At 52.2% G+C, this 25,534-nt stretch carries 22 protein-coding genes and 2 pseudogenes; 10 read left to right on the forward strand and 14 right to left on the reverse strand.

Annotated features, from left to right (window positions below; translation table 11 throughout):
- The first annotated feature begins 69 nt into the window (after positions 1 to 69).
- The 3 genes and pseudogenes from EPYR_RS13225 to EPYR_RS13235 all read left to right on the forward strand — a co-directional run bounded on the left by EPYR_RS13225 (position 70) and on the right by EPYR_RS13235 (position 3,110).
- Complete coding sequence (locus tag EPYR_RS13225) at positions 70 to 1,431, forward strand: MFS transporter (RefSeq protein ID WP_012668891.1); 1,362 nt, start codon at positions 70 to 72, stop codon at positions 1,429 to 1,431.
- A 180-nt stretch (positions 1,432 to 1,611) separates the two neighbouring features.
- Positions 1,612 to 1,967: pseudogene (locus tag EPYR_RS13230) on the forward strand (transposase); the annotation flags it as partial.
- Between the two features lie 102 nt (positions 1,968 to 2,069).
- On the forward strand, positions 2,070 to 3,110 hold the full coding sequence (locus tag EPYR_RS13235) for an IS481 family transposase (protein ID WP_014539286.1): 1,041 nt from the start codon (positions 2,070 to 2,072) through the stop codon (positions 3,108 to 3,110).
- Between the two features lie 50 nt (positions 3,111 to 3,160).
- Here the strand turns inward: EPYR_RS13235 and EPYR_RS13240 are convergent, their stop codons facing one another.
- The 3 genes and pseudogenes from EPYR_RS13240 to EPYR_RS13250 form a co-directional block, all read right to left on the reverse strand.
- Positions 3,161 to 6,973, reverse strand: a complete 3,813-nt coding sequence (locus EPYR_RS13240; RefSeq protein WP_012668893.1) for a YobI family P-loop NTPase — start codon at positions 6,971 to 6,973, stop codon at positions 3,161 to 3,163.
- Between the two features lie 325 nt (positions 6,974 to 7,298).
- Positions 7,299 to 8,508 (reverse strand): annotated as a pseudogene (locus EPYR_RS13245) (IS256 family transposase).
- Between the two features lie 405 nt (positions 8,509 to 8,913).
- Positions 8,914 to 9,405 (reverse strand): YajQ family cyclic di-GMP-binding protein, encoded by a 492-nt coding sequence (locus EPYR_RS13250; RefSeq protein ID WP_012668896.1) that lies wholly within the window; start codon positions 9,403 to 9,405, stop codon positions 8,914 to 8,916.
- A 141-nt stretch (positions 9,406 to 9,546) separates the two neighbouring features.
- Here EPYR_RS13250 and panE point away from each other — a divergent pair, with 141 nt between their 5' ends.
- Entirely contained in the window at positions 9,547 to 10,467 is a 921-nt protein-coding gene (gene panE / locus EPYR_RS13255; RefSeq protein ID WP_012668897.1) for a 2-dehydropantoate 2-reductase, read from the forward strand.
- On the forward strand, positions 10,421 to 11,017 hold the full coding sequence (gene yajL, locus EPYR_RS13260) for a protein deglycase YajL (RefSeq protein WP_014539290.1): 597 nt from the start codon (positions 10,421 to 10,423) through the stop codon (positions 11,015 to 11,017). The genes panE and yajL overlap by 47 nt, the downstream gene beginning before the upstream one ends.
- 62 nt (positions 11,018 to 11,079) lie before the next feature.
- Here yajL and thiI read toward each other — a convergent pair whose 3' ends face one another.
- On the reverse strand, positions 11,080 to 12,528 hold the full coding sequence (thiI, locus tag EPYR_RS13265) for a tRNA uracil 4-sulfurtransferase ThiI (RefSeq protein ID WP_012668899.1): 1,449 nt from the start codon (positions 12,526 to 12,528) through the stop codon (positions 11,080 to 11,082).
- A gap of 251 nt (positions 12,529 to 12,779) precedes the next feature.
- On the opposite strand from thiI, the gene xseB reads away from it, so the two are divergent.
- Genes xseB through dxs form a run of 3 tightly spaced genes read left to right on the forward strand, consistent with a single transcriptional unit; the run spans position 12,780 to position 15,805 of the window.
- Positions 12,780 to 13,022, forward strand: coding sequence for an exodeoxyribonuclease VII small subunit (gene xseB / locus EPYR_RS13270; RefSeq protein WP_012668900.1), 243 nt, complete (start codon positions 12,780 to 12,782; stop codon positions 13,020 to 13,022).
- On the forward strand, positions 13,022 to 13,921 hold the full coding sequence (gene ispA, locus EPYR_RS13275) for a (2E,6E)-farnesyl diphosphate synthase (RefSeq protein WP_012668901.1): 900 nt from the start codon (positions 13,022 to 13,024) through the stop codon (positions 13,919 to 13,921). The genes xseB and ispA overlap by 1 nt, the downstream gene beginning before the upstream one ends.
- Positions 13,922 to 13,939: 18 nt before the next feature.
- Positions 13,940 to 15,805 carry a 1-deoxy-D-xylulose-5-phosphate synthase gene (gene dxs / locus EPYR_RS13280; RefSeq protein WP_012668902.1) on the forward strand — a complete coding sequence of 622 codons (1,866 nt, stop codon included), beginning with the start codon at positions 13,940 to 13,942 and terminating at the stop codon, positions 15,803 to 15,805.
- A 46-nt stretch (positions 15,806 to 15,851) separates the two neighbouring features.
- On the opposite strand, the gene pgpA is transcribed toward dxs, so the two are convergent.
- The 6 genes from pgpA to nrdR form a co-directional block, all read right to left on the reverse strand.
- Positions 15,852 to 16,349 (reverse strand): phosphatidylglycerophosphatase A, encoded by a 498-nt coding sequence (pgpA, locus tag EPYR_RS13285; RefSeq protein WP_014539291.1) that lies wholly within the window; start codon positions 16,347 to 16,349, stop codon positions 15,852 to 15,854.
- On the reverse strand, positions 16,336 to 17,313 hold the full coding sequence (gene thiL / locus EPYR_RS13290; protein WP_012668904.1) for a thiamine-phosphate kinase: 978 nt from the start codon (positions 17,311 to 17,313) through the stop codon (positions 16,336 to 16,338). Before thiL ends, pgpA begins: the two co-directional genes overlap by 14 nt.
- A 49-nt stretch (positions 17,314 to 17,362) precedes the next feature.
- Positions 17,363 to 17,782, reverse strand: coding sequence for a transcription antitermination factor NusB (gene nusB / locus EPYR_RS13295; RefSeq protein WP_004156267.1), 420 nt, complete (start codon positions 17,780 to 17,782; stop codon positions 17,363 to 17,365).
- Positions 17,783 to 17,797: 15 nt separating this feature from the next.
- Positions 17,798 to 18,268, reverse strand: a complete 471-nt coding sequence (gene ribH, locus EPYR_RS13300) for a 6,7-dimethyl-8-ribityllumazine synthase (RefSeq protein WP_004156266.1) — start codon at positions 18,266 to 18,268, stop codon at positions 17,798 to 17,800.
- A gap of 86 nt (positions 18,269 to 18,354) precedes the next feature.
- Entirely contained in the window at positions 18,355 to 19,458 is a 1,104-nt protein-coding gene (gene ribD, locus EPYR_RS13305; RefSeq protein WP_012668905.1) for a bifunctional diaminohydroxyphosphoribosylaminopyrimidine deaminase/5-amino-6-(5-phosphoribosylamino)uracil reductase RibD, read from the reverse strand.
- A 4-nt stretch (positions 19,459 to 19,462) separates the two neighbouring features.
- A complete protein-coding gene (nrdR, locus tag EPYR_RS13310; RefSeq protein WP_004156263.1) occupies positions 19,463 to 19,912 on the reverse strand; it encodes a transcriptional regulator NrdR in 450 nt (149 codons plus the stop codon).
- 170 nt (positions 19,913 to 20,082) lie between these two features.
- Between nrdR and lysM the strand changes: the two genes are divergently transcribed.
- Positions 20,083 to 20,526 carry a peptidoglycan-binding protein LysM gene (gene lysM, locus EPYR_RS13315; RefSeq protein WP_012668906.1) on the forward strand — a complete coding sequence of 148 codons (444 nt, stop codon included), beginning with the start codon at positions 20,083 to 20,085 and terminating at the stop codon, positions 20,524 to 20,526.
- 151 nt (positions 20,527 to 20,677) lie between these two features.
- Positions 20,678 to 21,127: a DUF3251 domain-containing protein gene (locus tag EPYR_RS13320; RefSeq protein WP_012668907.1), complete on the forward strand. Its 450-nt coding sequence runs from the start codon at positions 20,678 to 20,680 to the stop codon at positions 21,125 to 21,127.
- Positions 21,128 to 21,171: 44 nt separating this feature from the next.
- Here the strand turns inward: EPYR_RS13320 and secF are convergent, their stop codons facing one another.
- From secF to tgt, 4 genes are read right to left on the reverse strand one after another with little or no spacing between them, the layout of a single operon-like run.
- Complete coding sequence (gene secF, locus EPYR_RS13325; RefSeq protein WP_012668908.1) at positions 21,172 to 22,140, reverse strand: protein translocase subunit SecF; 969 nt, start codon at positions 22,138 to 22,140, stop codon at positions 21,172 to 21,174.
- 10 nt (positions 22,141 to 22,150) lie between these two features.
- Positions 22,151 to 23,998: a protein translocase subunit SecD gene (secD, locus tag EPYR_RS13330; RefSeq protein ID WP_014539296.1), complete on the reverse strand. Its 1,848-nt coding sequence runs from the start codon at positions 23,996 to 23,998 to the stop codon at positions 22,151 to 22,153.
- Between the two features lie 26 nt (positions 23,999 to 24,024).
- On the reverse strand, positions 24,025 to 24,354 hold the full coding sequence (yajC, locus tag EPYR_RS13335; protein WP_012668910.1) for a preprotein translocase subunit YajC: 330 nt from the start codon (positions 24,352 to 24,354) through the stop codon (positions 24,025 to 24,027).
- A 17-nt stretch (positions 24,355 to 24,371) separates the two neighbouring features.
- Complete coding sequence (gene tgt / locus EPYR_RS13340) at positions 24,372 to 25,502, reverse strand: tRNA guanosine(34) transglycosylase Tgt (protein WP_012668911.1); 1,131 nt, start codon at positions 25,500 to 25,502, stop codon at positions 24,372 to 24,374.
- Positions 25,503 to 25,534 lie beyond the last annotated feature (32 nt).

The following is a 25,534-nucleotide window of genomic DNA, read 5'->3' on the forward strand; positions in this document are numbered from 1 at the left end:
TAAAAAGTAATATTTTACCCGCCCTTGCCAGACACATAGAATAGAAATATTAAGAGCATTGAGGTAGTCATGAACGATAATAAAATGACTTCGGTTGAGCTGCGCGCAACCTGGGGTTTAGGGACGGTTTTTTCCCTGCGCATGCTGGGAATGTTTATGGTTTTACCCGTCCTGACCACTTATGGCATGGCATTACAGGGAGCAAGTGAGACACTCATTGGACTGGCCATCGGCATATACGGTTTAGCGCAGGCAGTATTTCAAATTCCTTTCGGACTTCTCTCCGATCGCATAGGTCGTAAACCGCTGATTATCGGCGGGCTGCTGATCTTTGCTATCGGTAGCGTGATTGCCGCCATGACAACATCGATCTGGGGGGTGATCCTCGGACGCGCGTTACAGGGTTCCGGCGCGATAGCCGCCGCCGTTATGGCCCTGCTTTCTGACCTGACGCGTGAGCAGAACCGAACTAAAGCGATGGCGTTTATCGGCATCAGCTTCGGCATTACCTTTGCCATTGCCATGGTGCTTGGCCCTGTTATTACTCACGCTCTTGGCCTGCAGGCGCTGTTCTGGATGATCGCCCTGCTCGCTGTTTGCGGTATCGTCATTACGCTGCTGGCAGTCCCTTCTTCGTCAACCCACATCCTTAATCGTGAATCGGGCATCGTGAAGGGCAGCATTCGCGACGTCCTCGCCAACGATCGCCTTGTAAAGTTGAATATGGGTATTCTCTGTCTGCATATACTGCTGATGTCGAGTTTTGTTGCCCTGCCCGGCCAGTTTGAACAGGCAGGATTTCCAGCCAGCGAGCACTGGAAAGTTTATCTTTGTACCATGCTGGTCGCTTTCGCCGCCGTGCTGCCATTTATTATCTACGCAGAAGTTAAACGCCGGATGAAACGTGTTTTTGTCGGCTGCGTGGCGCTTATGCTGGTTGCTGAAATTGTCTTGTGGGGATCGGGAAACCATTTCTGGACGCTGGTCTTAGGTGTTCAGCTGTTCTTTATTGGTTTTAACCTGATGGAGGCGATACTGCCGTCACTGGTCAGTAAAGAGTCGCCTCCAGGTTATAAGGGGACCGCAATGGGCCTGTATTCCACCAGCCAGTTTATCGGCGTGGCGATTGGCGGCAGCATGGGCGGTTGGGTGTTTGACCACATCGATGCGCAAAGCGTATTCCTGTCAGGGGCACTGATTGCGGTAGTCTGGCTGTTGCTGAGCCTGAGCATGAAAGAACCGCCCTATGTCAGCAGCCTGCGGATAACGCTTGAACATTGCAGCCTGGATAAATTGAGCCTGGAACAGCGGCTGAAAGCACATGCCGGCGTGTCAGAGGTGTTTATCGTGCCTGAAGAGCAGAGTGCCTATGTCAAAATTGACAGTAAAGTCACCAGCCGCGCCGAGCTGGAGAAACTGATTACGGGTTAACATTCATTATCGTGGCCGCCTCAGTCGGCCACGATGGCAATACGCGGCAAACCAGGCTATCTGCACGTCTCCTGTTCAGTCCAAATGTGCGCCCACTGCGGTTGTAAGCATCCCGNATAATGGTGCCATTCACTTTTAGAGATCTTCCGGCATACTGATNATGCCCCTGAGGAGACCGCTATACGCAAAGCCCGTTTTACCGAACACCAGATCATCGNCGTTCTGAAGTCTGTGGAGGCTGGCAGAACGGTGAAGGATGTGTGCCGTGAAGCCGGAATTTCAGAAGCCGGTTACTACAACTGGAAAGCAAAATACGGGGGTATGGAGGCCAGCGACATCAAGAAGATCAAAGATTTGGAAGATGAAAACCGTCGTCTGAAGCAGATGTTCGCCGATCTGAGCCTTGAGAACAGGGCGCTGAAAGATGTCATCGAAAAAAAACTCTGAAGCCATCAGAAAAGCAGGAGCTGATAAAGCACATGGTGCAGACGTTTTCTATCAGCGTCAGGCGGGCCTGCCGGGCTTTTTCTCTGAGCTGTATTAGTCGCGACTTGATCTGACATATGGCCTTGAAAGGTTGAGAGTTACCGGTTTTGATATGGGTGTCGAATCCTTATACAAAACACGAGGTAACTCTCATGCTTCATACTAACAATCCTGTCATCAAACACAAAACAGGTTTGCTCAATCTGGCCGAANAACTCAGCAACGTGTCAAAAGCCTGTAAAATCATGGGCGTCTCCCGTGATACGTTTTACCGTTATCGTGAACTGGCTGACGAAGGCGGTGTGGATGCGCTGATTAACCGCAGCCGACGCGCTCCCAATCTCAAAAATCGTACTGACGATGCAACTGAACAGGCCGTTGTTAGTTATGCAGTTGCGTTCCCTGCTCATGGTCAGCACCGGAGCAGCAATGAGTTGCGTAAACAGGGCGTTTTTATCTCAGGAAGTGGTGTCCGTTCTGTCTGGCTGCGCCACAACCTTGAGAATTTCAAAAAGCGCCTTAAAGCACTGGAAGAAAAAGTGGCTCGTGAGGGTATCGAACTGACTGACAGCCAGATCGCCGAACTGGAACGTCAAGCCAGTGATGACGAGGCCTGTGGCGAAATTGAAACCGCTCATCCGGGTTATCTTGGCTCTCAGGACACGTTCTACGTGGGGAACCTGAAAGGTGTCGGGCGTATTTATCAGCAGACGTTCGTGGATACCTACTCGAAGGTCGCTCACTGCAAACTGTATGTCACCAAAACGCCGATTACAGCGGCAGAGCTGTTGAATGACCGTGTGCTGCCGTTCTACGCGTCTCAGGGACTGCCCATGCTGAGAATACTGACCGACAGAGGCACAGAGTACTGTGGCAAAGTAGAGCAGCATGATTACCAGCTGTATCTGGCAATAAATGATATCGACCACACGAAGACCAAAGCGATGTCGCCGCAAACGAACGGCATCTGCGAACGGTTCCACAGGACGATATTGCAGGAGTTTTATCAGGTAGCGTTCCGCAAAAAACTGTATGGCGAACTCGATACATTACAATCGGATCTTGATGAATGGCTGGCTCACTATAATAATGAGCGAACCCATCAGGGGAAAATGTGCTGTGGCCGGACGCCAATGGAAACATTACTTGATGGAAAACACATCTGGGCTGAGAAAAATTTAAGCCGGATGTAATCTGACAGACACCTGTATAAATAACCGGTAACTGTCAGATCAGGTCTGAGCTAATACACTTTAGCTGAGCCCCCTGAGGTCACAAACACTTTATTTTCTTCCCGTAACTCATAGTCTTTGATTAATCCGGCCTGACGTAAATCATTGAGTAGTGGAATGCAGCTCTCCCGATCATTAAGGGTTAGCGTCGCCCTGGTTTTTGCATTAAATATTTTTTTCAGTTCGCTGTTCTGCAATGTTTCAGCCATCTGTCCCAGTACCGCTCTGTTACGGTACCGGGACAATATGAGCGTGCGCATGATTTTCATTTTAAACCTCTCGTCCTGAGAAAGATAAAATACGCTTAGCTTCTGCTCTTCAGAAAGTGGCAGCTCATTATCTGGAAGCGACAGGTAATATTCCGCCTGCTGAATGATTAACGCATTTTTCAAGGAGTCCGGTAAAGCACCGCTTCCTGTAACTTTTATCAGCAACTTTTCAAAAGCATTATTATCATCAATAGCCTGAAGATAAAACTCGCTGTCAGCCATGAACTCTTTCTTATAACAACCAAACCAGAAAACCATCGCCTCAAGCATGTCATCACCGGTTCCTGCCCGGCTGATAATGATGCTGTAGTTATCTTTATTCAGTTCTACTTTACTGTTTTTCAGAAGCCGGATAATGACAACCTCTGTTATTTTACTGTCAAACAGTTCGGTTCTGACTTCAGTATTTCTGAGTATTTTTTTATAGCTGTTCTCATCTAATAGAGAATTGCATATAACATATTGATAGGCATTGGCGTACGTTTTTTCATCATAATCCTCCAGGCAGTCCTCACCCAGGATGTCGGCATGCCGGGCCATAAAGCACGTAATCACCTTCTGATCGCCGCCGTTTTCAAGGTCGGCCAGCAGCCCAGCCCAACGGGCATAAACGCGGTCATAGCGGTAAAACAGGTCGCGGAACGAAAGCGTTACTCCGTTTTCTTCAGAGCCGGGCTCACGGGGAATTTCCGCCAGCGAATCCAGGCAGAAGCTCATTTCCCTGACGATCCTTAACTTCAGGTCATCGCTGAGGGGAGTGAGGAAAAGTACGGCATTAACGGCCGCGGCATCTTCCTGAGAGGTCAGAAACACCTCTCTGACAAACGTCTCAGGATCCTGCAGGAAGTACTGATGCGTCGCCGTATCGTGCGAGGATGCGAGTGACCAGGGGAGCTCGCGACATTCAGTGACGGTGTATCCGTGCGAGCTAAGGCGCGCCGACAGAACGTGCCCGACATTTTCACTGGTAAGCCTATATAAATGGTGTTGCCCAGCGAAGCAGTGGAGCTCCCGCTCCCCGTCGCTGGCGGCGGGTGTGAACGTTTCATAGCGCACTGCCAGGCTGCGGATAAGGGTCAGAAATTCCGGCATGCGCAGCGCCTCGACATGGTGCACGATACCGGGACCAAGCGCCTCAACGTAATCCCGGAACGCGTCGCTATTATCCGCCCAATCCGCCTGGGCATATGAAACCACCGCCGCAGCAAGCAGGGTATTTTCATCACTTTTATCTGCGGCCTGAAGGTGGGTAATCAAAAGATTCAGATAACGATTTTTGTCGATAATACGAACAAGCAGCTGGGCGAAGCTGTCTGGCTCCTTGAACCGGTTTTCAAGCGAGTTCAGTACCTCCAGAATGATATCACCCGTCTTATTGAACAGCGTGGCGATCATGTCATCAAGGCTGCTATCGTTCTTTTGGAGCAGGTAAGCAAGGATTTGATGATGCAGTACCGCATCAAAGTGCAGGAAATTCTGTGCGCGGATTTCGTCTGTAACCCCCCTGACGTCATCTATGACGTGGCTGTCATTCGATTTTTCGAACGAGAGGCCGAGAGGAATTTGCTTAATGAATTCGTTATCCTCAGGCGACAGGCCACCTTCATGGAAAACGGAGCGGGAACGCATGAAGTCCTGGTCAAGGAACCCCCGTGACAGCAACAGATACAGCGCATCAGTCCCGCCATAACGCATTTCGTCACGAATAAGTTTCCTTTTCTCTTCGGACAGAAATGTGTGAGTGTCCAGAGCGTTAAGATAGCCCTCTGCTCTGGCTGAGAACTGTTCCAGAGTCATCAGCGAGACCAGGCCGGACAGCGATATCGCTTTTTTCCGACGCTGTTTTTCCTTTGCTTCGGCCAGGTCTGATTTTGCTTTTTCAATGGCTTTAGCTCTGTCATCTCCGATAAGAGTCTTCCGCCTTTCATAATCGCTCTGCAGATCGGCCCTTTCAGACTGGGATAATATAAAGGAATCTTGTGAATTACCGTTACAAATAACACTGCCAACTCTTATATTTTCTTGACTTTCCAGAAATTCAATAAACTCACTTTCATTACTGACGAGTGCGTTCGTATCGTAGGAGTAAAAGTGATAATTATCCTTAGAGTGCTGTAATTTAACAACAACTCTCAACCTTTTTGGAATAAGTGAAGCAATAATACTTTCCCTGATATCCAGGGATGTGCTGGCATGCTCCTCTATGACAGATTTTAACTTACCAGAAAGAAGCAAAATTGTTTCTTTTAAGTTTGAAAAATACTCATCATGCAATATGAGGTGACGATAATCATGTACAAAGCGGTACAGTAAACTTATTTTTCTGTCAATTAACCCATAATCATGGGAGAACGTGTTTTTGTAAAAAATAAGGCTGTAAAGGTTAACCTTCCTGTTATTATTATCTACCATGCTTTCGAATATGAGGTATTCATTCACTATATTCTGGAGACAGCGCATGTCGTTTATATACATTGACGTACCACGCAGACAGTCCTGAATTCCAGGAACGCTATCACCAAGCCTGCTATTTAACAGGGAGTAAGCATTTCTCACATCCATAACAGAAACGACGGGTATGATGAAATCAAAAAACTTCGTGCGTGATTCAGCACCGGGAAAAACATCGTCCCTGACGGCGTAGATGAACCGGAGCGGATTATCTTCAGAAAGATTATTGTTTATTATTGTGTTTATCTCTCTTAATTTTACGAAAATATCATGATCTTTCAGGCGATCGAGGTCTTCGAACACCACGATGCGGTAGTCCTGAATCTTTGAAAAAAAGTACACCATCTCATCGAGGCAGTTATTCAGAAGAGAGCTTGATTCACCGCTTCCGGTCTCGACCTCTCCGCTCAGAAGCGAGATCTTGTTGAGCTTTATTTTCTTGTCAAAGATACCTATCCGTGAGGTGAATGCGGAAATACAGTAAAGTGAGAGTCCGAACGACAAAAGCACAAACAATGATTTATACGGTACTGCCCAGTCAAACCAGGTGACAATGCTGGCGGGTATACCTGCAATACTGAGGGCCTTATCCGGGAAAATGAGCGCCAGCAGGAGACTGAGCGGCACCGCGAGCTTTAAGGCCGAGAAGAAAACCCGTCTGATGTGCCTCCCGTTTCTGTTAAGAATACGGTCTATCCTGGAGTCAGGGAGCGCGTCACTGTTTTCTTTATAGAGGATCTGCTGAAGGATGCTTAGCTCCACCTCCTGTGGTTTAGGATCACCCTTTTTTTCCATGTCGAAACCGGCAAGAGAGACGCTGATGTGCCGCCCTATACTTAACGTATCCATGTATGAGCTGATGATGGTGCTTTTGCCAGCGCCGTAAGCCCCCGTTACCGCAATGTTCCTGACTTCTTTTTGTGACAGCGCATAGTCCATGGCAGTGAAGTATTCATTCGGACCTTCAATCTTAGATGGCGTCAGCGCGGTATATTTCGATTCAGGGGAAACGTCATCCTGTTTCAGTAATTCATTAATTTTTGACACCAACTTTTTCAGCCTGGTTGCTGCATATTTCAAAAACTTCCTATTAATTTTTTCCATCATCATTCCTTCAATTGTTCCCTGTTATGGACATTTGCAACAGAAAAAATTCAATGTCGTCACTGGGTGGACGCGCGGGGAGGTAAGCAGTTAGCAGAAAACTCAAGCCTGATAAACAGTGGCAGATTAAGCAGATGTGGCCTGCATCTGGTATCGCACGGACCGGGTGCGCTGAATTCTGCCATACGGGAATATACCATATAGTTCAGCAAACAGCAGAAGCGGCACCATGGTACCTGTACCGTACAGGATCGGGAATGCAGGGAGCGTGGTGACTGGACAGGAAAATCGACCCTGTAAATAATTCTGTGTAACTGCCACCGTATTAAAGGTGATCGCTCAGGCGNTCACCGAACTCGATAATAAAACGNCTCATTGCCAGCCGCCAGTTCTGGATCGGCATATTCCATTTTTTTGACGCCGACTGGATCGCCAGATAAATGACCTTTCTCACCGAGTCATCTGTCGGGAACACCTTTCGCTTTTTGATGGCTGCGCGGATCACGCTGTTCAGTGATTCGATGGCGTTCGTGGTGTAGATAGCCTTACGGATATCGGGCGGATAGCCGAAGAACGTATTAAGATTTTCCCAGTGTGTGCGCCAGCTCTTACTGATTTGCGGGTATTTCTCGTCCCAGATGCCTGCAAACTTATCCAGCGCCATCAGCGCCGCCTCTTCTGTCGGAGCCTGATACACCTTTTTCAGCCCGCCGGTGACGGCTTTGTAGTCCTTCCACGACACGTATTTCAGGCTGTTGCGCACCATATGAATAATACACAGCTGGATATGCGTCTGAGGATAAACGCTGTTTATCGCATCCGGGAAGCCCTTCAGTCCGTCCACACAGGCAATCAGGATGTCCTGAAGGCCCCGNTTTTTAAGCTCTGTCAGCACGCTGAGCCAGAACTTCGCGCCTTCGTTTTCTGCCAGCCACATGCCCAACAGCTCTTTCTGGCCTTCGGTATTAATGCCCAGAGCGAGGAAGACGGCCTTGTTAATCACGCTGCCATCGTGACGAACTTTCACCACGATACAGTCAAGATAAACAAATGGGATAAAGTGCATCCAACGGGCGGTTCTGCCATTCAGCAACCTGCTCTTTAACGGCATCCGTGACTTTTGAAATCAGCGTGGGCGACACGTCCGCATCGTACATTTCCCTGAACGTGGCGACGATGTCTCGGGTCGTCATGCCTTTGGCGTACAGGGACAAAATCTGGCTGTCCATCTGCGTGATACGCGTCTGGTTTTTCTTTATCAGCAGAGGTTCAAAGGTGTTTTCACGGTCACGCGGTGTGCTGAGTTCAATCTCGCCGTCATCGCACAGCAGAGTTTTTGACGAATAGCCGTTGCGGGTATTGGAGCCTGCTTTTGGGGCGTTTTTCTCGTGCCCGAGGTGGTCAGTCAGCTCAGCATTGAGTGCTGTTTCAACGGTAAGCTTCGTCAGCATGCGGGAAAACGCATTGAGNTCGGCTTCGGTTTTAAGGCCTTTAGCCAGTTCAGCCGCAAGGGCNTTGAGTTTCTTNTCGTCCATAATNTGCCTGTCTCCGTTGTTGGAATGAACATATCAAAAACAGGCAGATACACAATTTAAATTACANGCTCCACGATCTGATTCTACTTATCAACTCCGTTTAAAAATGGGGGGATTACCTGCACATCCGTCCATCCATGATGTTGAGAATCTTAAGATTCTCCCATAACCCCATCAATTTAAGAAAAACACCGTTCGAGATAAGATCCCCTAAATTTCCCTGTTTAATCCTGCTTTTCAGACTCCGCTGCAACAATGCACGCGAATACTCACTTTGTGGTGCTGCGCCTGCCGCAGTAGTTGATTCTGCGATACTAACCCTTGGTCATACCGTATTACGAGTGACTTCAAACGATTAAGTTGTACCCCCAGTACGTCTCGATAAGCGCAGCACCTCAAACAACGCTAATCGCGGAAGTTCTTAAACTGGAACGGCTGCCCTAATTCGCCCTTACGTACCAGCGCCATCGCGCCTTGCAGGTCATCGCGTGATTTACCGGTGACGCGAACTTCATCACCCTGAATCTGCGACTGCACTTTCAGCTTGCTGTCTTTAATCAGCTTAACCAGCTTTTTAGCAATGTCCGTTTCGATGCCTTTCTTCATTTTTGCATCAACGCTCCAGCTTTTACCACTGTGCTCAATTTGCTCCGGAACGTCGAGTGCTCCACCTTCTATTCCGCGTTTCAACAGTTTTTCACGCAGAATATCCACCAGCTGCTTCACCTGAAAATCCGATTCGCTGGAGACCTTAATCGACTCATTTTTTTCATTCAGCTCGAAACTGGCCTGAACGCCGCGAAAATCGAAGCGGGTGGATATTTCACGGTTAGCGTTGTCTACCGCGTTACGCACTTCCTGCATATCAATTTCAGAAACGATATCGAAAGATGGCATGATCTATTCTCCTGATACTAAAGTGACAGGCATAATACCTGCTTGCCGCTGGTAAATAAAACCACCGGCGCTGAAAGCTATAATAACAGTCAGGCAGGCATGCGCCAGGCTGGTCAAGCAACCCGCATGCGGGGAGGAACAATGAAAATTACCGTACTTGGATGTGGGGCCTTAGGGCAGATCTGGTTGGCTGCGCTTGAACGGCAGGGACATGAAGTTCAGGGCTGGCTGCGAGTACCGCAGCCGTATTGTTCGGTAAATGTTATTGACCTGCATGGCAGAAGCATCAATAAGACCTTTATCGCTAACGACCCGGTATTTCTCGCCGAAAGTGAGCTGTTGATCGTTACACTGAAAGCCTGGCAAGTCTCTGAATCAGTCAGAAATCTGCAATTTATTTTGCCCGCACGCTGCCCAATCCTGCTGTTGCATAACGGCATGGGGACGCTTGACGAGTTGAAAAACCTGCGTCAGCCATTATTACGGGGCGTCACGACCCACGCAGCAAAACGAGATGGCACGGTCATTATTCATGTCGCCTCAGGGATTACCCATATCGGCCCGACCTCGAACGGAGGCGCGGAACTGAGCGATTTGGCGGAAGTTTTGCACCGCGCTCTGCCGGATGTGGCATGGCACAATAACGTGGCTTCCGCCGCATGGCAAAAACTGGCGGTAAACTGCGTTATCAACCCCTTAACGGTATTTTATAACTGCACCAACGGCGAGCTGGCTGAACACCGTCAGGAGATTGAATCCCTGAGCGACGAAGTAGCAGCAGTGATGGAGCGCGAAGGTCAGCATATTTCGCGTGAATGGCTGATCGATTATGTGCTTGAAGTGATCAGCACCACCGCCGCGAATACCTCCTCAATGCTGCAGGACGTTCGGGGCCAGCGCCGCACCGAAATCGACTATATCAACGGCTATGTTATTCGGCGCGCACGCGCACAGGGGTTGAGCACGCCTCATAACAGCCGACTTTTTGAATTCATCAAGCGAAAGGAACAAGATTATGACCGAGAAACCATCGGTTCTGGTTTGCCTGGCACCTGGGAGTGAAGAAACCGAGGCCGTCACCACCATCGACTTACTCGTGCGTGCCGGGCTGAGAGTGGTTACCGCCAGCGTTGCTGACGATGGCAACTGTGAAATTATCTGCTCACGCGGAGTTCGACTGTTAGCCGATGCGCCGCTGGTGGAAGTCGCCGATGACGATTTTGCTGCCCTCGTTCTGCCAGGTGGCTTGAAAGGGGCAGAATGCTTTCGCGACAGCCCGCTGCTGGTGGAAACCATCCGTCACTTCAATCAGTCAGGGCGCATCGTTGCCGCAATCTGCTCCGCCGCCGCCACAGTATTGATACCGCATAATCTGTTCCCGGTGGGAAATATGACCGGCTTTCCGGGGCTGAAAGAGGACATTCCCCAAGAGAAATGGATGGATAAACGCGTGGTATGGGATCGCCGGGTCAATCTGCTCACCAGCCAGGGGCCAGGCACTGCTATTGATTTTGCCCTGAAGCTTATTGACTTGCTGGTTGGCAAAGACGCCGCGCGTGAGGTCGCCGCGCAGCTGGTGGTGGCTGCCGGAATTTACGATTACCGCGATTAATATTTTGTGGGTTAGCTGCCGCGCGCACCAGCCGTCGGCAGCATAGTTGGCATGGAACTGACCTAAGGGCGATAGACCTTGACGTTTTTAAAACCCTGTTCGTGCAGATACAGCGCCTGCAAGCGGCTCATCACGCCGCGTTCACAGTACAACAGCCAGCTTTTGCTCTGGTCGAGATCGCCAAATTGCGTTGCCAGCTTATAGAACGGCAACGATTTCACTACCACGCCATCCAGCTCCAGCGGACGCGCTTCCTGCTCGTCGGCCGAACGAATGTCCAGTATCACATCATTGTCAGAAAATGAGGCAACGGTCTCCACTTCAACCACTTCCTCTTCGGTCTTCTCGGCGATTTCACGAATATCAACGTTAGTCGCTTCCTCAACCATCCGGTCAAGAATGGCGAAATCGAAGTTTTGCTCTTCCTGTTCGATCTTCGCCTTGACCGCTTTGACCGTTGGGCTTTTTGAAATCACACCGCAGTATTCCGGCATGGTACGCGCAAAATCTTCCGTGCCGATTTCACGCGACAGCTTGATAATGTGCTCTTTATCATGGGAAATCAGTGGACGCAGGATCAGCGTATCGCTGGCATTGTCGATCAGGCGCAGGTTTGTTAGCGTCTGGCTGGAGACCTGGCCCAGCGCTTCACCGGTTACCAACGCCTGTACGCCGTAACGCTCGGCAATTTGTGAAGCGACACGCACCATCATACGCTTCAGCACCACCCCCATCTGGCCATCATCCACTTTTTCCAGGATCTCACCGACCACTGGCTCAAAGTTGATGGCTACAAAGCGCACGCGATGGGTACTGCCATAGCGCTTCCACAAATAGTGAGCAACCTGGCGCACGCCGATCTCATGGGCCGCGCCGCCGAGATTAAAGAAGCAATAGTGCACACGGCAGCCACGGCGCATCAGCATATAGCTGGAAACGCCTGAGTCAAAACCACCAGAAATCAGCGACAGAACATCTTCCTGGGTGCCGATAGGATAACCGCCGATGCCTTCATAACGGGCGGTAACCAGAATCAGGCGATCGTCTTCAATTTCCAGGTTGACCGTCACCTGGGGGCGATTGAGTTGTACCTGAGCGCTGGCGACATGCTGATTCAGGCCACCGCCAACGTAGCGTTCCACGTCCTGTGAACTGAACTCATGCTGACCACGGCGCTTCACGCGCACGCAGAAGGTCTTGCCTGCAATACGTTCGCGGTTCATTTCGAGGGCTTGTTCAAAAATATGATGCACGTCGGTGTAAGCGCGATCTTCCACTGCCAGCACATGATGAATGCCCGGAATGCGCGTCAGCTCTGCCACAATAGCAGCCCGCTTGCTTTCGTCTTTGGCACGCACTTCGATATTGTCCCAGTGGCGTACCACGGCGAGGGTTTCATCAAAGGGTTTGAGTATGTTGCGAATATTTCCGGTGAGGATTTTAATAAAACGCAGGCGTACCGACTGGCTTTTGATTGTAATTTCAGGGAATAACTTAATGATAAACTTCATGGCGGCATGTATTCGTTAGGCAATTAAGTGCTGATGGAGGATCACTTAACTGTTAAAATCAGAGTCTCGCAAACTGGCCTGCGCCCTTTGCATCCGCAGCAAGTATACCACCTTTGTCTGGCGGCTGCTGCGTCATATGCCGCCAATATGATTGCCCCCGGTAACATTAAATTTGCAGGGATATTTTGCTAATCATTTAGAGTCGGCTAACATGGGCATTCGCTGATGAAAATGCAAAGTCAGGATTAAAAATGCCGAAAAAAACTCAACAGCCTGTCAGTTTCGAAACCTCCCTGCAACAGCTGGAGCAAATTGTCAGCCGCCTTGAAAGCGGCGATCTTGCGCTTGAAGAAGCGCTGAATGAATTTGAGCGCGGCGTACAGCTGGCTCGCGCCGGGCAGCAGACGCTGCAACAGGCAGAGCAACGGGTACACATTTTACTGAGCGAAGACAAAAACGCCGATCTGACGCCTTTCACGCCGGAAAAAGAGTAATGGATTTTAACCTGTTACTCACCAGTCACTATCAGCGGGTCAACGCAGCGCTTCAGGGGTTTATTTCACAACTGCCTTTTCAGAGTACTCCTCTGGTAAACGCGATGGAGTATGGCGCACTATTGGGTGGTAAACGCTTGCGCCCTTTCCTGGTATACGCAACGGGCGACATGCTGCGTGCGAACGATGCAGCGCTTGATGCACCCGCAGCCGCGATCGAGTGTATTCATGCATACTCTCTCATTCACGACGATTTGCCCGCTATGGATAATGACAGCCTGCGTCGCGGCCAGCCCACCTGCCATATTAAGTTTGGTGAGGAGGCCGCCATTCTGGCAGGAGATGCGCTACAGACGCTCGCCTTCTCAATACTTGCCGACGCTCCAATGCCCGGCGTGGTGGCGGAAAGCCGTATTGCCATGCTGTCTGAACTGGCCCAGGCCAGCGGTGTGGCCGGGATGTGCGGCGGTCAGGCGTTAGATCTTGCTGCGGAAGGCAAGCAGGTGACGTTAAACGAACTGGAGCAGATCCACCGGCATAAAACTGGCGCGCTGATCCGTTCTGCGGTAAGGCTTGGTGCCTTGACGGCGGGAGAACGAGGCCGTGCTGCCCTGCCAGCCCTCGACCGATTTGCCAATGCCATCGGCCTGGCGTTTCAGGTACAGGATGACATTCTGGATGTGACAGGTGATACCGAAGTGCTCGGAAAACAGCAGGGTGCCGATCAGCAATTGGGCAAAAGTACCTATCCGGCATTAATGGGGCTGGACAATGCACGGATAAAAGCATGGGAACTCTGTCAAGAATCCCTTAACGCGTTAGACACGCTTGCTGCGCAGTCTTACAACACGTCCGCGCTGCGGGCGCTGGCAAGCTTTGTCATTGAACGCGATAAATAACCTCCAAATGAGTCACTGATGAGTTTTGAATCTGCAAAATACCCGACGCTTGCTCTGGCAAGCACGGTGCAAGAATTACGTTTGCTGCCAAAAGAGAGCCTGCCAACGCTTTGTGACGAACTGCGGCAGTATCTGCTCGACAGCGTAAGCCGCTCCAGCGGTCATTTTGCTTCCGGACTGGGCGTCGTGGAACTCACCGTTGCCCTGCACTACGTCTACAACACGCCGTTCGATCAACTGGTATGGGATGTTGGCCATCAGGCTTACCCCCACAAGATCCTGACCGGACGACGTGACCGCATAGGCACCATTCGCCAGAAAAACGGGCTACATCCGTTCCCCTGGCGCGAAGAAAGTGACTTCGACGTGCTCAATGTGGGCCACTCCTCCACCTCGATCAGTGCCGGGCTTGGCATGGCGGTTGCCGCCGGTAAAGAAGCGCAAGGCCGCCGCACCGCCTGCGTTATCGGCGATGGCGCGATTACCGCCGGGATGGCGTTTGAAGCGATGAATCACGCCGGAGACATTAAGGCCGATCTGCTGGTGGTGCTGAACGACAATGAAATGTCGATCTCTGAAAACGTTGGCGCGTTAAATAATCGTCTTGCCCAGATTTTGTCCGGTAAAACCTATTCGCGCCTGCGTGAAAGCGGCAAAAAGGTACTTGATGGCCTGCCGCCAATCAAAGAGCTGGTGAAACGCACCGAAGAGCATCTGAAAGGGATGGTGGTACCGGGCACGCTTTTTGAAGAACTGGGCTTTAATTACATCGGCCCGATAGATGGGCACGACGTGTTAGCGCTGGTGCATACGCTGCGCAATATGCGCGCGCTGAAAGGCCCGCAGTTCCTGCACGTCATGACCAAAAAAGGCAAAGGCTATGCCCCGGCAGAAAAAGACCCCATCAGCTGGCATGCGGTGCCTAAGTTTGATCCGGCCAGCGGCCTGTTGCCCAAAAGTGCCGAAGGCCTGCCCAGCTACTCGAAGATTTTCGGGCAATGGCTGAGCGAAACCGCCGCCGTTGATGACAAGCTGATGGCGGTGACGCCGGCAATGCGTGAAGGCTCCGGTATGGTCAGCTTCTCGCGCGACTTTCCGCAGCAATATTTCGACGTAGCGATTGCCGAACAGCATGCGGTGACGTTCGCTGCCGGGCTGGCCATCGGCGGGTATAAACCGGTGGTGGCAATTTACTCGACTTTCCTGCAGCGCGCCTACGATCAGCTGATTCATGACGTGGCCATTCAAAAGCTGCCGGTGCTGTTTGCTATTGACCGTGGTGGCATTGTCGGTGCAGATGGGCAGACTCACCAGGGGGCATTTGATCTCGCCTTCCTGCGCTGTATTCCGAATATGGTCATTATGACGCCAAGCGATGAGAACGAATGCCGTCAGATGCTGTATAGCGGCTATCACCATGAAGGCGGGCCAAGTGCGGTACGCTACCCGCGTGGCACCGGCACCGGTGCGCCGTTTGAACCATTGGCCGCCCTGCCGCTGGGTAAAGGCGTGATCAAACGGCAGGGAGAAAAACTGGCGATCCTCAATTTCGGCACGCTATTACCACAGGCGGCAGTGACAGCGGAGGCAATGAATGCCACGCTGGTGGATATGCGTTTTGTCAAACCGCTTGATGAGGCGCTGGTACTGGAGCTGGCGGCACAGCACCAGGCCCTGGTGACCCTTGAAGAGGGTGCGATTAAGGGCGGTGCCGGCAGCGGCGTTAACGAACTGTTGATGGCGAAACGTAAACCGGTTCCGGTACTGAATATCGGCCTGCCGGATGAGTTTATTCCTCAGGGGACTCAGGAAGAGATTCGCAGCGATTATCAGCTGGATGCCAACGGCATCCGGCAGCAGATAACCGACTGGCTGGCGCAATAATCGTTAACCTACTCCCTGCGGGGAGTGGGTTAACACTGCCTGGTCGTTAAACCAGCCAGTAATGCCCGACGCAGTAGAGAATAACGGCAGATATAATTCCTGCGATAATATCATCCACCATAATGCCCATGCCGCCATGCACGTTGCGATCGAACCAGCGGATCGGCCAGGGTTTCCAGATATCCAGCACGCGGAACAGCAAAAATCCGGCCAGCACCCACTGCCAGCTGTTGACCGGAATGGCCATCAGCGTGATCCACATACCGATAAACTCATCCCAGACGATACTGCCGTGATCGTGCACGCCCATATCTTTCGCCGTACGATGGCAGAGATAAACCCCGATACTGATGCCAAGCAGCACCGCTAACGCGTAGAGATCCTGGGGAAGGAAGCTCATCAGATACCAGAATGGGATCGCCGCCAGCGATCCCGCCGTTCCCGGCATCCAGGGGCTTAAACCGCTGCCGAATCCGGTGGCGAGTAAATGCCACGGGTTGCGCATTTTCAGGCGGCTTTTGGCAATATCCTTAGCGCTTTGCAAAGTGATCGAACCCCTTAAGGTTGATGTCTACCGGCTGGTCGTTTTGCCACAACGTGAGTCCGTCAGACTGCGGCGCAATCTGCCCGATGCAGGTATAGGGCACGCCGTGATACCCCAGCGCCACGTCCAGCGCGCCACGGTTTATCTCGGCGACAGTGAAGCACAGTTCGTAATCCTCACCGCCGCTCAGCGCCCAGCTTAACGCCTGCCGTGTAGCAAAATTCTGCTTCATCACTGCTGACAGCGGTAGCGCATCAAGATTTAGCCGGGCACCACAGGCGCTGGCCTGCAGGATATGGTCAAGGTCGGAGATAAGCCCATCAGACAGGTCAATGGCGGAACTGGCCAAATCACGCAAGGCCTGCCCCTGTAAAACACGCGGCATCGGGCGTAAATGGCGCTTGATAAGGGCTTCATGAGCCACCGGGTCGTTGATTTTCACATGATGCTGAAGCAGCGCAAGACCGGCAGCACTGTCACCTAACGTGCCTGTGACGTAGATCCAGTCGCCGATACGTGCACCGCTGCGCTTCAACGCCCGACCCTGCGGCACCAGGCCATGAATGCCTAAGGTCATGCTAAGCGGCCCACGCGTGGTATCGCCGCCGATCAGCTGCATGTGATAGTAATCCAACAGTTCAAACAGGCTGTCGCTGAACGCCTTTAACCAGCTTTCGTTGACTTCAGGTAGCGTTATCGCCAGCGTCAGCCAGGCCGGCTCCGCGCCCATTGCCGCCAGGTCACTGAGGTTGACGGCAAGCGCTTTATAGGCGAGGTCGCCAGGATGGATATCACGCAGGAAATGCACGCCTTCAACCAGCGTGTCGGTACTGATTGCCAGGGTCTGTTTTTCCGGCACGCTGAGTAGCGCACAGTCGTCACCGATGCCTTGCTCCACATCGCGACGGGAGCATGATGCGCGGTTAAAATAGCGCGCAATCAGTTCAAATTCGCCACAGGCCATAATGCATTCCGGGAGTCAAAATGAGGCCGGGTTAAGCGGCCTCTGAGGATTATTTGCGGTTGGGGCGGATCTGCGGAGCGGCTTTGTCCAGCACGCCGTTGACAAACTTATGACTGTCTTCAGCACCGAACACTTTTGCCAGCTCGATCCCCTCATTAATAGCCACTTTGTAAGGCACGTCTGAACGCTTGCTGAGTTCAAACAGTGAAATACGCAAGATGGCCTTTTCCACCTGGCCCAGCTCTTCAAGCTGACGCGACAGGAACGGTTTCATCAGGTCGTCGAGGTATGCACTGTGAGTTGCAACGCCGCCGACCAGCTCACGGAAATAGGTAATATCGACGTCTTTAACGTCCTGTTCCGCCAGAAACTGGTATTCAACATCCGCGATGTCATTTTTAGATATCTGCCAGGAGTAGAGTGCCTGAACAGCACATTCACGGGCGCGGCGACGAGCAGCAGGTTTCACGAAATTCCCCTTAAATCAGGCTTTAATGGCTTTCAATACGTTAATCATTTCCAGAGCGGTGAGGGCTGCTTCAGCACCTTTATTACCCGCTTTGGTTCCGGCGCGTTCAATGGCCTGCTCGATGTTTTCCGTCGTCAGCACGCCAAAGGCAACCGGGATATCGCTTTGCATGGCAACGCTGGCCAGGCCAGAACTGGCCTCACCTGCCACGAATTCAAAATGGGCAGTACCGCCACGGATCACGGTGCCCAGCGCCACAACCGCATCATGCTTACCGGTTTTCGCCAGCGCACGAGCGGTGACGGGCAGCTCATAAGCACCCGGAACCCATACTACGGTGATATTCTCATCTTTAACCTGACCAATACGCTTCAGGGCATCGATGGCACCGCTTAGCAGGCTGTCGTTGATAAAGTTGTTGAAACGCGCAATAACCAGAGCAACGCGCGCGTCAGGAGTAGCAACAGCAGCTTCAATAACGTTCATATCTTCCTTCCAGGGTTCTGTTTGGCCCCGCAGGGGGGCGGATTCTATCATACTCTTTAAAAGCCTGCTTGTTTTTGCGCAAGCCCTTATGACGGGGTCAACGTGAGCCTGATATCAGGCCCTACCTGACGAATATCACTAAAGGTAAAGGCAGGTGCAGCGGCCAGCGTTTCCAGCCCCGGCAGCTGACACAGGCCACGCCCGGCATCGCCAAGTAATTTAGGAGCCAGATAGACGATCAGTTCATCGACGACGCCTGCCTGTAATAATGCGCCGGCAAATTGCGCTCCGGCTTCCACCCAAACGCTGTTAATCTGTTTTTTGCCCAGCAGCATCAGTAATGAGACCAGATCGAGGCGATTCTGATAGAGCGGTACGATCAGCTGGCTAACGTTTTCCGGCCACTGCTGCCGATCGCCGGAGGTGCGTGCCAGCCAGGTCTCCCCCGGCTGGGCAACTAGCCGATACTCTGGAGTCACGCGATTCTGACCGTCAACGATGACGCGTACCGGCTGGCGCAGCAAATCGACCGGGTAGTCCGCCAGACTGGCGCTATCCAGTTCATCGTGACGAACGGTCAGCGCCGGATTATCTGCCAGCACGGTGGCGCTGGTGCTGAGGATAGCCGAGCTTTGCGCGCGCAGTCTTTGCACATCGCGTCTTGCTTCAGGAGAGGTGATCCACTGGCTTTCCCCGCTGGCCATCGCCGTGCGCCCATCCAGGGAGGCACCGAGCTTAAGCTGTACCCAAGGGAAACCGGTGCGCATGCGTTTGAGAAAGCCACGATTCAGCGCTTCCGCTTCCTGCATCATCAGCCCGTGGCTGACTTCAATCCCTGCCTGCTGCAAACGATATAGCCCGCGCCCGGCTACCTGCGGGTTCGGATCCTGCATCGCGGTAACGACCCGCTTAATGCCAGCCGCAATCAGCGCCTCACAGCACGGCGGCGTACGCCCGTGATGGCTACACGGCTCCAGCGTGACATAGGCGGTAGCCCCGAGCGATTTCTCACCAGCCATGCGTAGCGCGTGTACTTCCGCGTGCGGCTCGCCGGCGAGCATATGGTAGCCTTCACCGACGATCTGGCCATCACGCACCAGCACGCATCCTACATTAGGATTCGGCGTGGTGGTAAAACGGCCACGGCGCGCCAGTTCCAGCGCCCGGGCCATATAAATTTCATCGCGCATTCTGTCAGTCCTGTAAGCGGGCGATCTCCTCGCCGAATTCGCGGATATCTTCGAAACTGCGATATACCGATGCAAAGCGGATGTAGGCGACTTTATCCAGTTTTTTCAGCTCATCCATCACCAGGCTACCAATCAATTTGCTGGCAACTTCGCGTTCGCCGGTGGCGCGCAGCTGGCTTTTGAGGTGGCTGAGGGCATTTTCCACCGCGTCGGAGCTAACCGGACGCTTCTCCAGCGCCTTCATTAATCCACTTCGCAACTTGTCTTCATTAAAGGGTTCACGCACGTCATTGCTTTTGACCACCCGTGGCATGACCAGTTCTGCCACTTCAAAGGTAGTAAAGCGTTCGTGACAAACCAGACACTGACGGCGTCGGCGCACGGAAGTCCCTTCCCCCACCAGCCGGGAGTCGATCACTTTAGTATCCACGGTGGAACAAAATGGGCAATGCATAAGTCTGTCCTGATTCTTCAGCAGAGGGGCATTAGTGTACCCTGAAGTGTTTAACAACTAAATCATTCACGCGAGCCGGCTTAGCCGGTGAGGCACTTCTTACACCCATGGTGAAAAAAAAGTCTATGCTTTGTATACCCCATCCGGGGATTCACCTAAAGGAGTCAAAAATGGGACTGTTTGATTTTGTTAAAGATGCAGGGGAGAAAATCCTGGAAGCGTTCGCCGGGAATGCACACGCACAGGGTACGGCCATTGAGGATAGTCTGAAAAAGCAGGGTATCCCGGGCGCTGACAAAGTGAAAATTGACGTTAACGGCGATAAAGCCGTCGTCACTGGCGACGGCCTGACCCAGGAAGAAAAAGAGAAAATCCTCGTCGCAGCAGGTAATGTGAAAGGCATCAGCAGCGTTGATGACAAGGTCACCACCAACTCCCCCGCCGCCAATGAGTCTGAATACTACACGGTAAAATCCGGCGATACGCTGAGCGCCATTTCTAAATCTGTCTATGGCGATGCTAATCAGTACAACAAAATCTTCGAGGCTAATAAGCCAATGCTCAGCCACCCGGATAAAATCTATCCAGGCCAGAAGCTGCGTATTCCTCATTGAGACGTTGCTAAGTTGCTAAGTTGCTAAAAGGAGGGGACGTGGTCAAAACACTGACAGGCGTTATGCCATTTCCCCTGCTGCTGCTTTTAGCAGGGTGTTCATCTTCTCCGCCCGGCCAGCAAACACAACAGCTTGACCGAGAGGTGGCAAGTTGGATCGGGAGCTAAGCCAGCTCACTCTTCAGGCCACCGCGCTTGAACTTCAGGGCAGACTGAATCAGAACTCACTGAATGGTGCCTGGTTAATCCCCGCTGCCAGAACCCCGGTGGTTTTGCAAAGCCAGGCCGGAGTAGTGCGCCTGTGGTTAAGCCCCCTCACCCGGCAAGACGCGGGTTCGGGGGCATTACTGTATCTGAGTTCTGCGGGTTCTGCGCAGCTTACGGCGCTGTCCGGCCAGCTGGAATGGGGTAGCCTTGATGACAGCAGCGGCAGACCACTAACGGCTGAAAGTCGCAGTGAAACCTTCCAGGTTGTACCCGCTTTACCGCCACGCAGTGAAGCCACCGTCCAGCTGCATTTGCGTGGTTTCCCGCCGGGGAAAATCGGTTATGTACGCGTTCATGGCCGGGTTCTGAACGGCCACTTATCTTCTGCACCCTAAAAAAACGGCCACCCTGAGGTGGCCGTTATGCTGACTGCATCGTTTTAAGGCAGAATCGAAGGCTGATCTGCGCCCTCTTTTTCCACTTTCTGTTGGATCATATGTTCGCGTTTCATGCCCAGCTTCAGCGCCAGAGCGGAAGAGACATAAATTGACGAGATCGTACCGATGGTAATCCCGATTAGCATAGTCAGTGAGAAGCCTTGCAACAGCGCACCGCCAAAGATAAACAGGATCAGCACCATCGCCAGCGTCGTTACCGAAGTGATGATGGTTCGGCTCAAGGTCTGTGTTAGCGAGACGTTGGTGATGTCGTAAGAAGAGCCACGGCGGATCTTGCGGAAATTCTCGCGAATACGGTCCGATACCACAATCTTATCGTTAAGCGAATAGCCGATAACCGACATCAGCGAGGCGACAATAGTCAGGTCGATCTCTATCTGGAACAGAGAAAGCAAGCCCATGGTGATCACCACGTCGTGTGCCAGCGCCAGCACGGTTCCCAGCGCCAGACGCCATTCGAAACGAAAGCCGATATAAAAGAGAATGGCAATCAGCGCCGACAACAGAGCCATACCGCCCGCCTGAGCCAGATCGCTACCCACGCTGGGGCCGACAAACTCAATACGCTTGACGGTGGCGTTCTGCCCGGTTGCTTCATTGACAATGCCCAGCACTTTACTGCCCAGCGCTTCACCCGCATTGCCTTCAGCGGGTGCCATACGCACCATCACGTCACGGCTACTGCCGAAGTTTTGCACCTGCGGTTCAGCAAAACCGGCTTTCTGCAGGCTGCCACGCATCATATCCAGATCGGCCGGCTGCTCAAGATTAATCTCAATCACCGTTCCACCGGTGAAATCAAGCCCCCAGTTGAAGCCTCGCACACCGATAATGGCGACTGCCACAATCAACAATATTCCAGAGATGATGAACGCCAGTTTATCCCAGCGCATAAAGTCGTAAACTTTACGCCCGTGATTCATTTGTTCAACACTATGTTCCTGTGCCACAACGCACTCCTCAGATAGACAACTTATTAATGCGTTTGCCGCCATACATCAGGTTGACGATGGCACGGGTGCCGATAATCGCGGTAAACATGGAAGTTGCCACACCAATCGCAGTGGTGATGGCAAACCCTTTGATCGAGCCGGTGCCCACTGCGTACAGAATGATAACTTTAATCAGCGTGGTCACGTTGGCATCGACGATACTGGAAAACGCGCCTTTGTAACCCTCATGGATCGCCTGCTGTACGGAACGCCCGTTACGCAACTCCTCCTTGATACGCTCGTTAATCAGTACGTTAGCATCGACCGCCACCGCCAGCGTCAGCACGATACCGGCAATACCGGGCATCGTCAGCGTAGCGCCTGGAAGTAGCGACATAATACCGACGATCAGCACCAGGTTAGCCAACAGTGCGCTGGTCGCCACCAGGCCGAATTTCTTGTACCACACCACCATAAAGACGATAGATGCGATCAGCCCCCACAGGCAGGCTTCCAGACCCTGAGTGATGTTCTGCGCACCCATGGTTGGACCGATGGTACGCTCTTCCACAATCTGGATAGGCGCAATCAACGCGCCGGCACGCAGCAGCAGCGAAAGCTGGCGGGCTTCGTTCGGATTATTGATGCCGGTAATACGGAAGCTGTTACCCAGCCGCGACTGGATATTGGCAACGTTAATCACCTCTTCATGCTTCTCCAGGATCGCCCGGCCGTTAGCATCTTTCTTCCCACTGTCTTTGTACTCAACAAACAGGGTTGCCATCGCTTTACCCACGCTGTCCTTAGTGAAGTTGGACATGATATTACCGCCAGCGCTGTCAAGGGAGATATTCACCTGTGGCTGATTGTATTCATCGTTGCTGGAGGTGGAGTCGGTAATGTGATCACCGGTGAGGATCACTCGCTTGTACAGCACCACCGGCTGTTTATCACGCGTGTTTTTTACTTCTGAGTCACCCGGTACGCGGCCGTTAGCGGCTGCGGTGGCGTCCACGCTGGTATTGACCAGACGGAACTCCAGCGTGGCCGTAGCACCAAGGATCTCTTTCGCCCGAGCGGTATCCTGAATACCCGGCAGCTCTACTACAATACGGTCAGAACCCTGACGCTGTACCAGAGGTTCCGCCACGCCCAGCTGATTAACACGGTTACGCAGAATATTGATGTTCTGCTGTACCGCATATTCGCGGGCTTCACGCATGCGTTCATCGCTCATGACCGCCGTCAGGGCATTACTGCCGCTGCCGTTGATCACCATATCGCGATGACGGGTGATCAGATAGCTGACCGCTTCATCACGCGCCTTGTCATCACGGAAACGAATTTCCATGCCGTAATTGGCGGTTTTACGCACGTTAACGTAAGGAATGCTTTTTTCACGCAGATCGCTGCGCAGATTGTCGATGTTCTGATCCTGAAGTTTACCCAGCGCAGTGTCCATATCCACTTCCATCAGGAAGTGAACACCACCGCGTAGATCGAGACCAAGCTTCATCGGCTCTGCGGATAACATGGCTAACCAGGCGGGCGTTGCCGGGGCGAGGTTAAGCGCCACCACATAGTCGTCGCCAAGAACGTTGATTATCGCTTCACGCGCGCGCAGCTGCACGTCAGTGTTAGCGAAACGCGCCAGAATCGCACCATTTTCCAGGGCGACGGATTTGCTCTGAATATTGTCTTGTTTTAACGCGCTTTGGATCTGAACCAGCGTTTGCTCACTGGCCGCGCTTCCGCGCGCACCAGTGACCTGAACAGCCGGATCCTCACCATAAAGGTTGGGCAGTGCATACAGCAGACCGACGAGTAACACGACGATCAGCATGATGTACTTCCATAAAGGATAACGGTTTAACACGGCAGTTCCCTTAGGGAAATCAAAAATTAAAGCGCCTTCATCGTACCTTTCGGCAGAACGGCGGCAACGAAGTCACGCTTGACCACAACTTCAGTGGTATCGTTAAGCGCAATAGCCACATAGCCGGTTTCAGCGACTTTGGTCACGCGCCCTACCAGCCCACCGGTGGTCAGAACCTCATCCCCCTTAGCAATGGAATCCATCAGTTTTTTGTGCTCTTTCGCACGTTTCTGCTGAGGACGAAGGATCATAAAGTAGAAAATCAGACCAAACACCACCAGCATGATCACCAGAGAATACGGACTACTCTGAGAAGGAGCTGCGGCTGCCACGGCATCAGAAGTGTTAAAGCTCATTAAATTTCCCTCATTGTTTAATTATCAGACGTTAATGGCGGAACCGCCGTCCCCGTCCGTTGGTAGAATTCGCTAACAAAGTGCTCTAATTTACCTTCTTCGATAGCCTGGCGTAAACCTGCCATTAAGCGCTGATAATAGCGCAGATTATGAATGGTATTCAGACGTGCACCTAAAATTTCATTACAGCGGTCGAGATGATACAGATAGGCACGGCTGTAATTAAGGCAGGTGTAGCAATCACACTCGGCATCGAGCGGAGATGTGTCATCTTTGTACTTCGCATTACGGATTTTCACCACGCCGTCGGTGACAAACAGATGCCCGTTACGCGCGTTACGGGTCGGCATGACACAGTCGAACATATCAATACCGCGACGAACGCCTTCCACTAAATCCTGAGGCTTACCGACACCCATCAGGTAGCGTGGTTTATCCTGGGGGAGCTGAGGACAAACGTGCTCCAGAATACGGTGCATATCTTCCTTAGGCTCACCGACCGCCAGGCCGCCCACAGCGTACCCATCGAAGCCGATCTCTACCAGTCCTTTAACCGACACATCTCGTAAATCTTCGTAAACACTGCCCTGAATAATGCCAAATAACGCGTTTTTGTTGCCGAGGGAGTCAAACCTGTCGCGGCTGCGTTGCGCCCAGCGCAGCGACATTTCCATTGAACGCTTGGCGTAATCCCAGTCGGCCGGGTACGGCGTACATTCGTCGAAAATCATCACGATGTCGGATCCGAGGTCGTACTGAATTTCCATCGACTTTTCCGGATCGAGGAAAATCGCATCACCGTTGATCGGGTTACGGAAATGCACCCCTTTCTCGGTAATTTTACGGATATCTCCCAGGCTGAACACCTGGAAACCGCCGGAGTCGGTGAGGATCGGCCCCTTCCACTGCATAAAGTCATGCAGATCGCCGTGCAGTTTCATGACCTCCTGTCCCGGGCGTAGCCATAAATGGAAAGTATTGCCGAGGATGATCTGAGCGCCGGTGTCCTGCACTTCTTCCGGGGTCATACCTTTTACCGTACCGTAAGTACCTACCGGCATAAATGCCGGGGTTTCTACTACGCCACGCTCAAAAACCAAACGGCCACGGCGCGCGCGCCCGTCAGTCGTGTCTAATTCAAACTTCACATTGCCTCCACCAGAAAAACAGTCTGATGTAA

This window comes from Erwinia pyrifoliae DSM 12163, from assembly GCF_000026985.1.
Lineage (GTDB): Bacteria > Pseudomonadota > Gammaproteobacteria > Enterobacterales > Enterobacteriaceae > Erwinia > Erwinia pyrifoliae.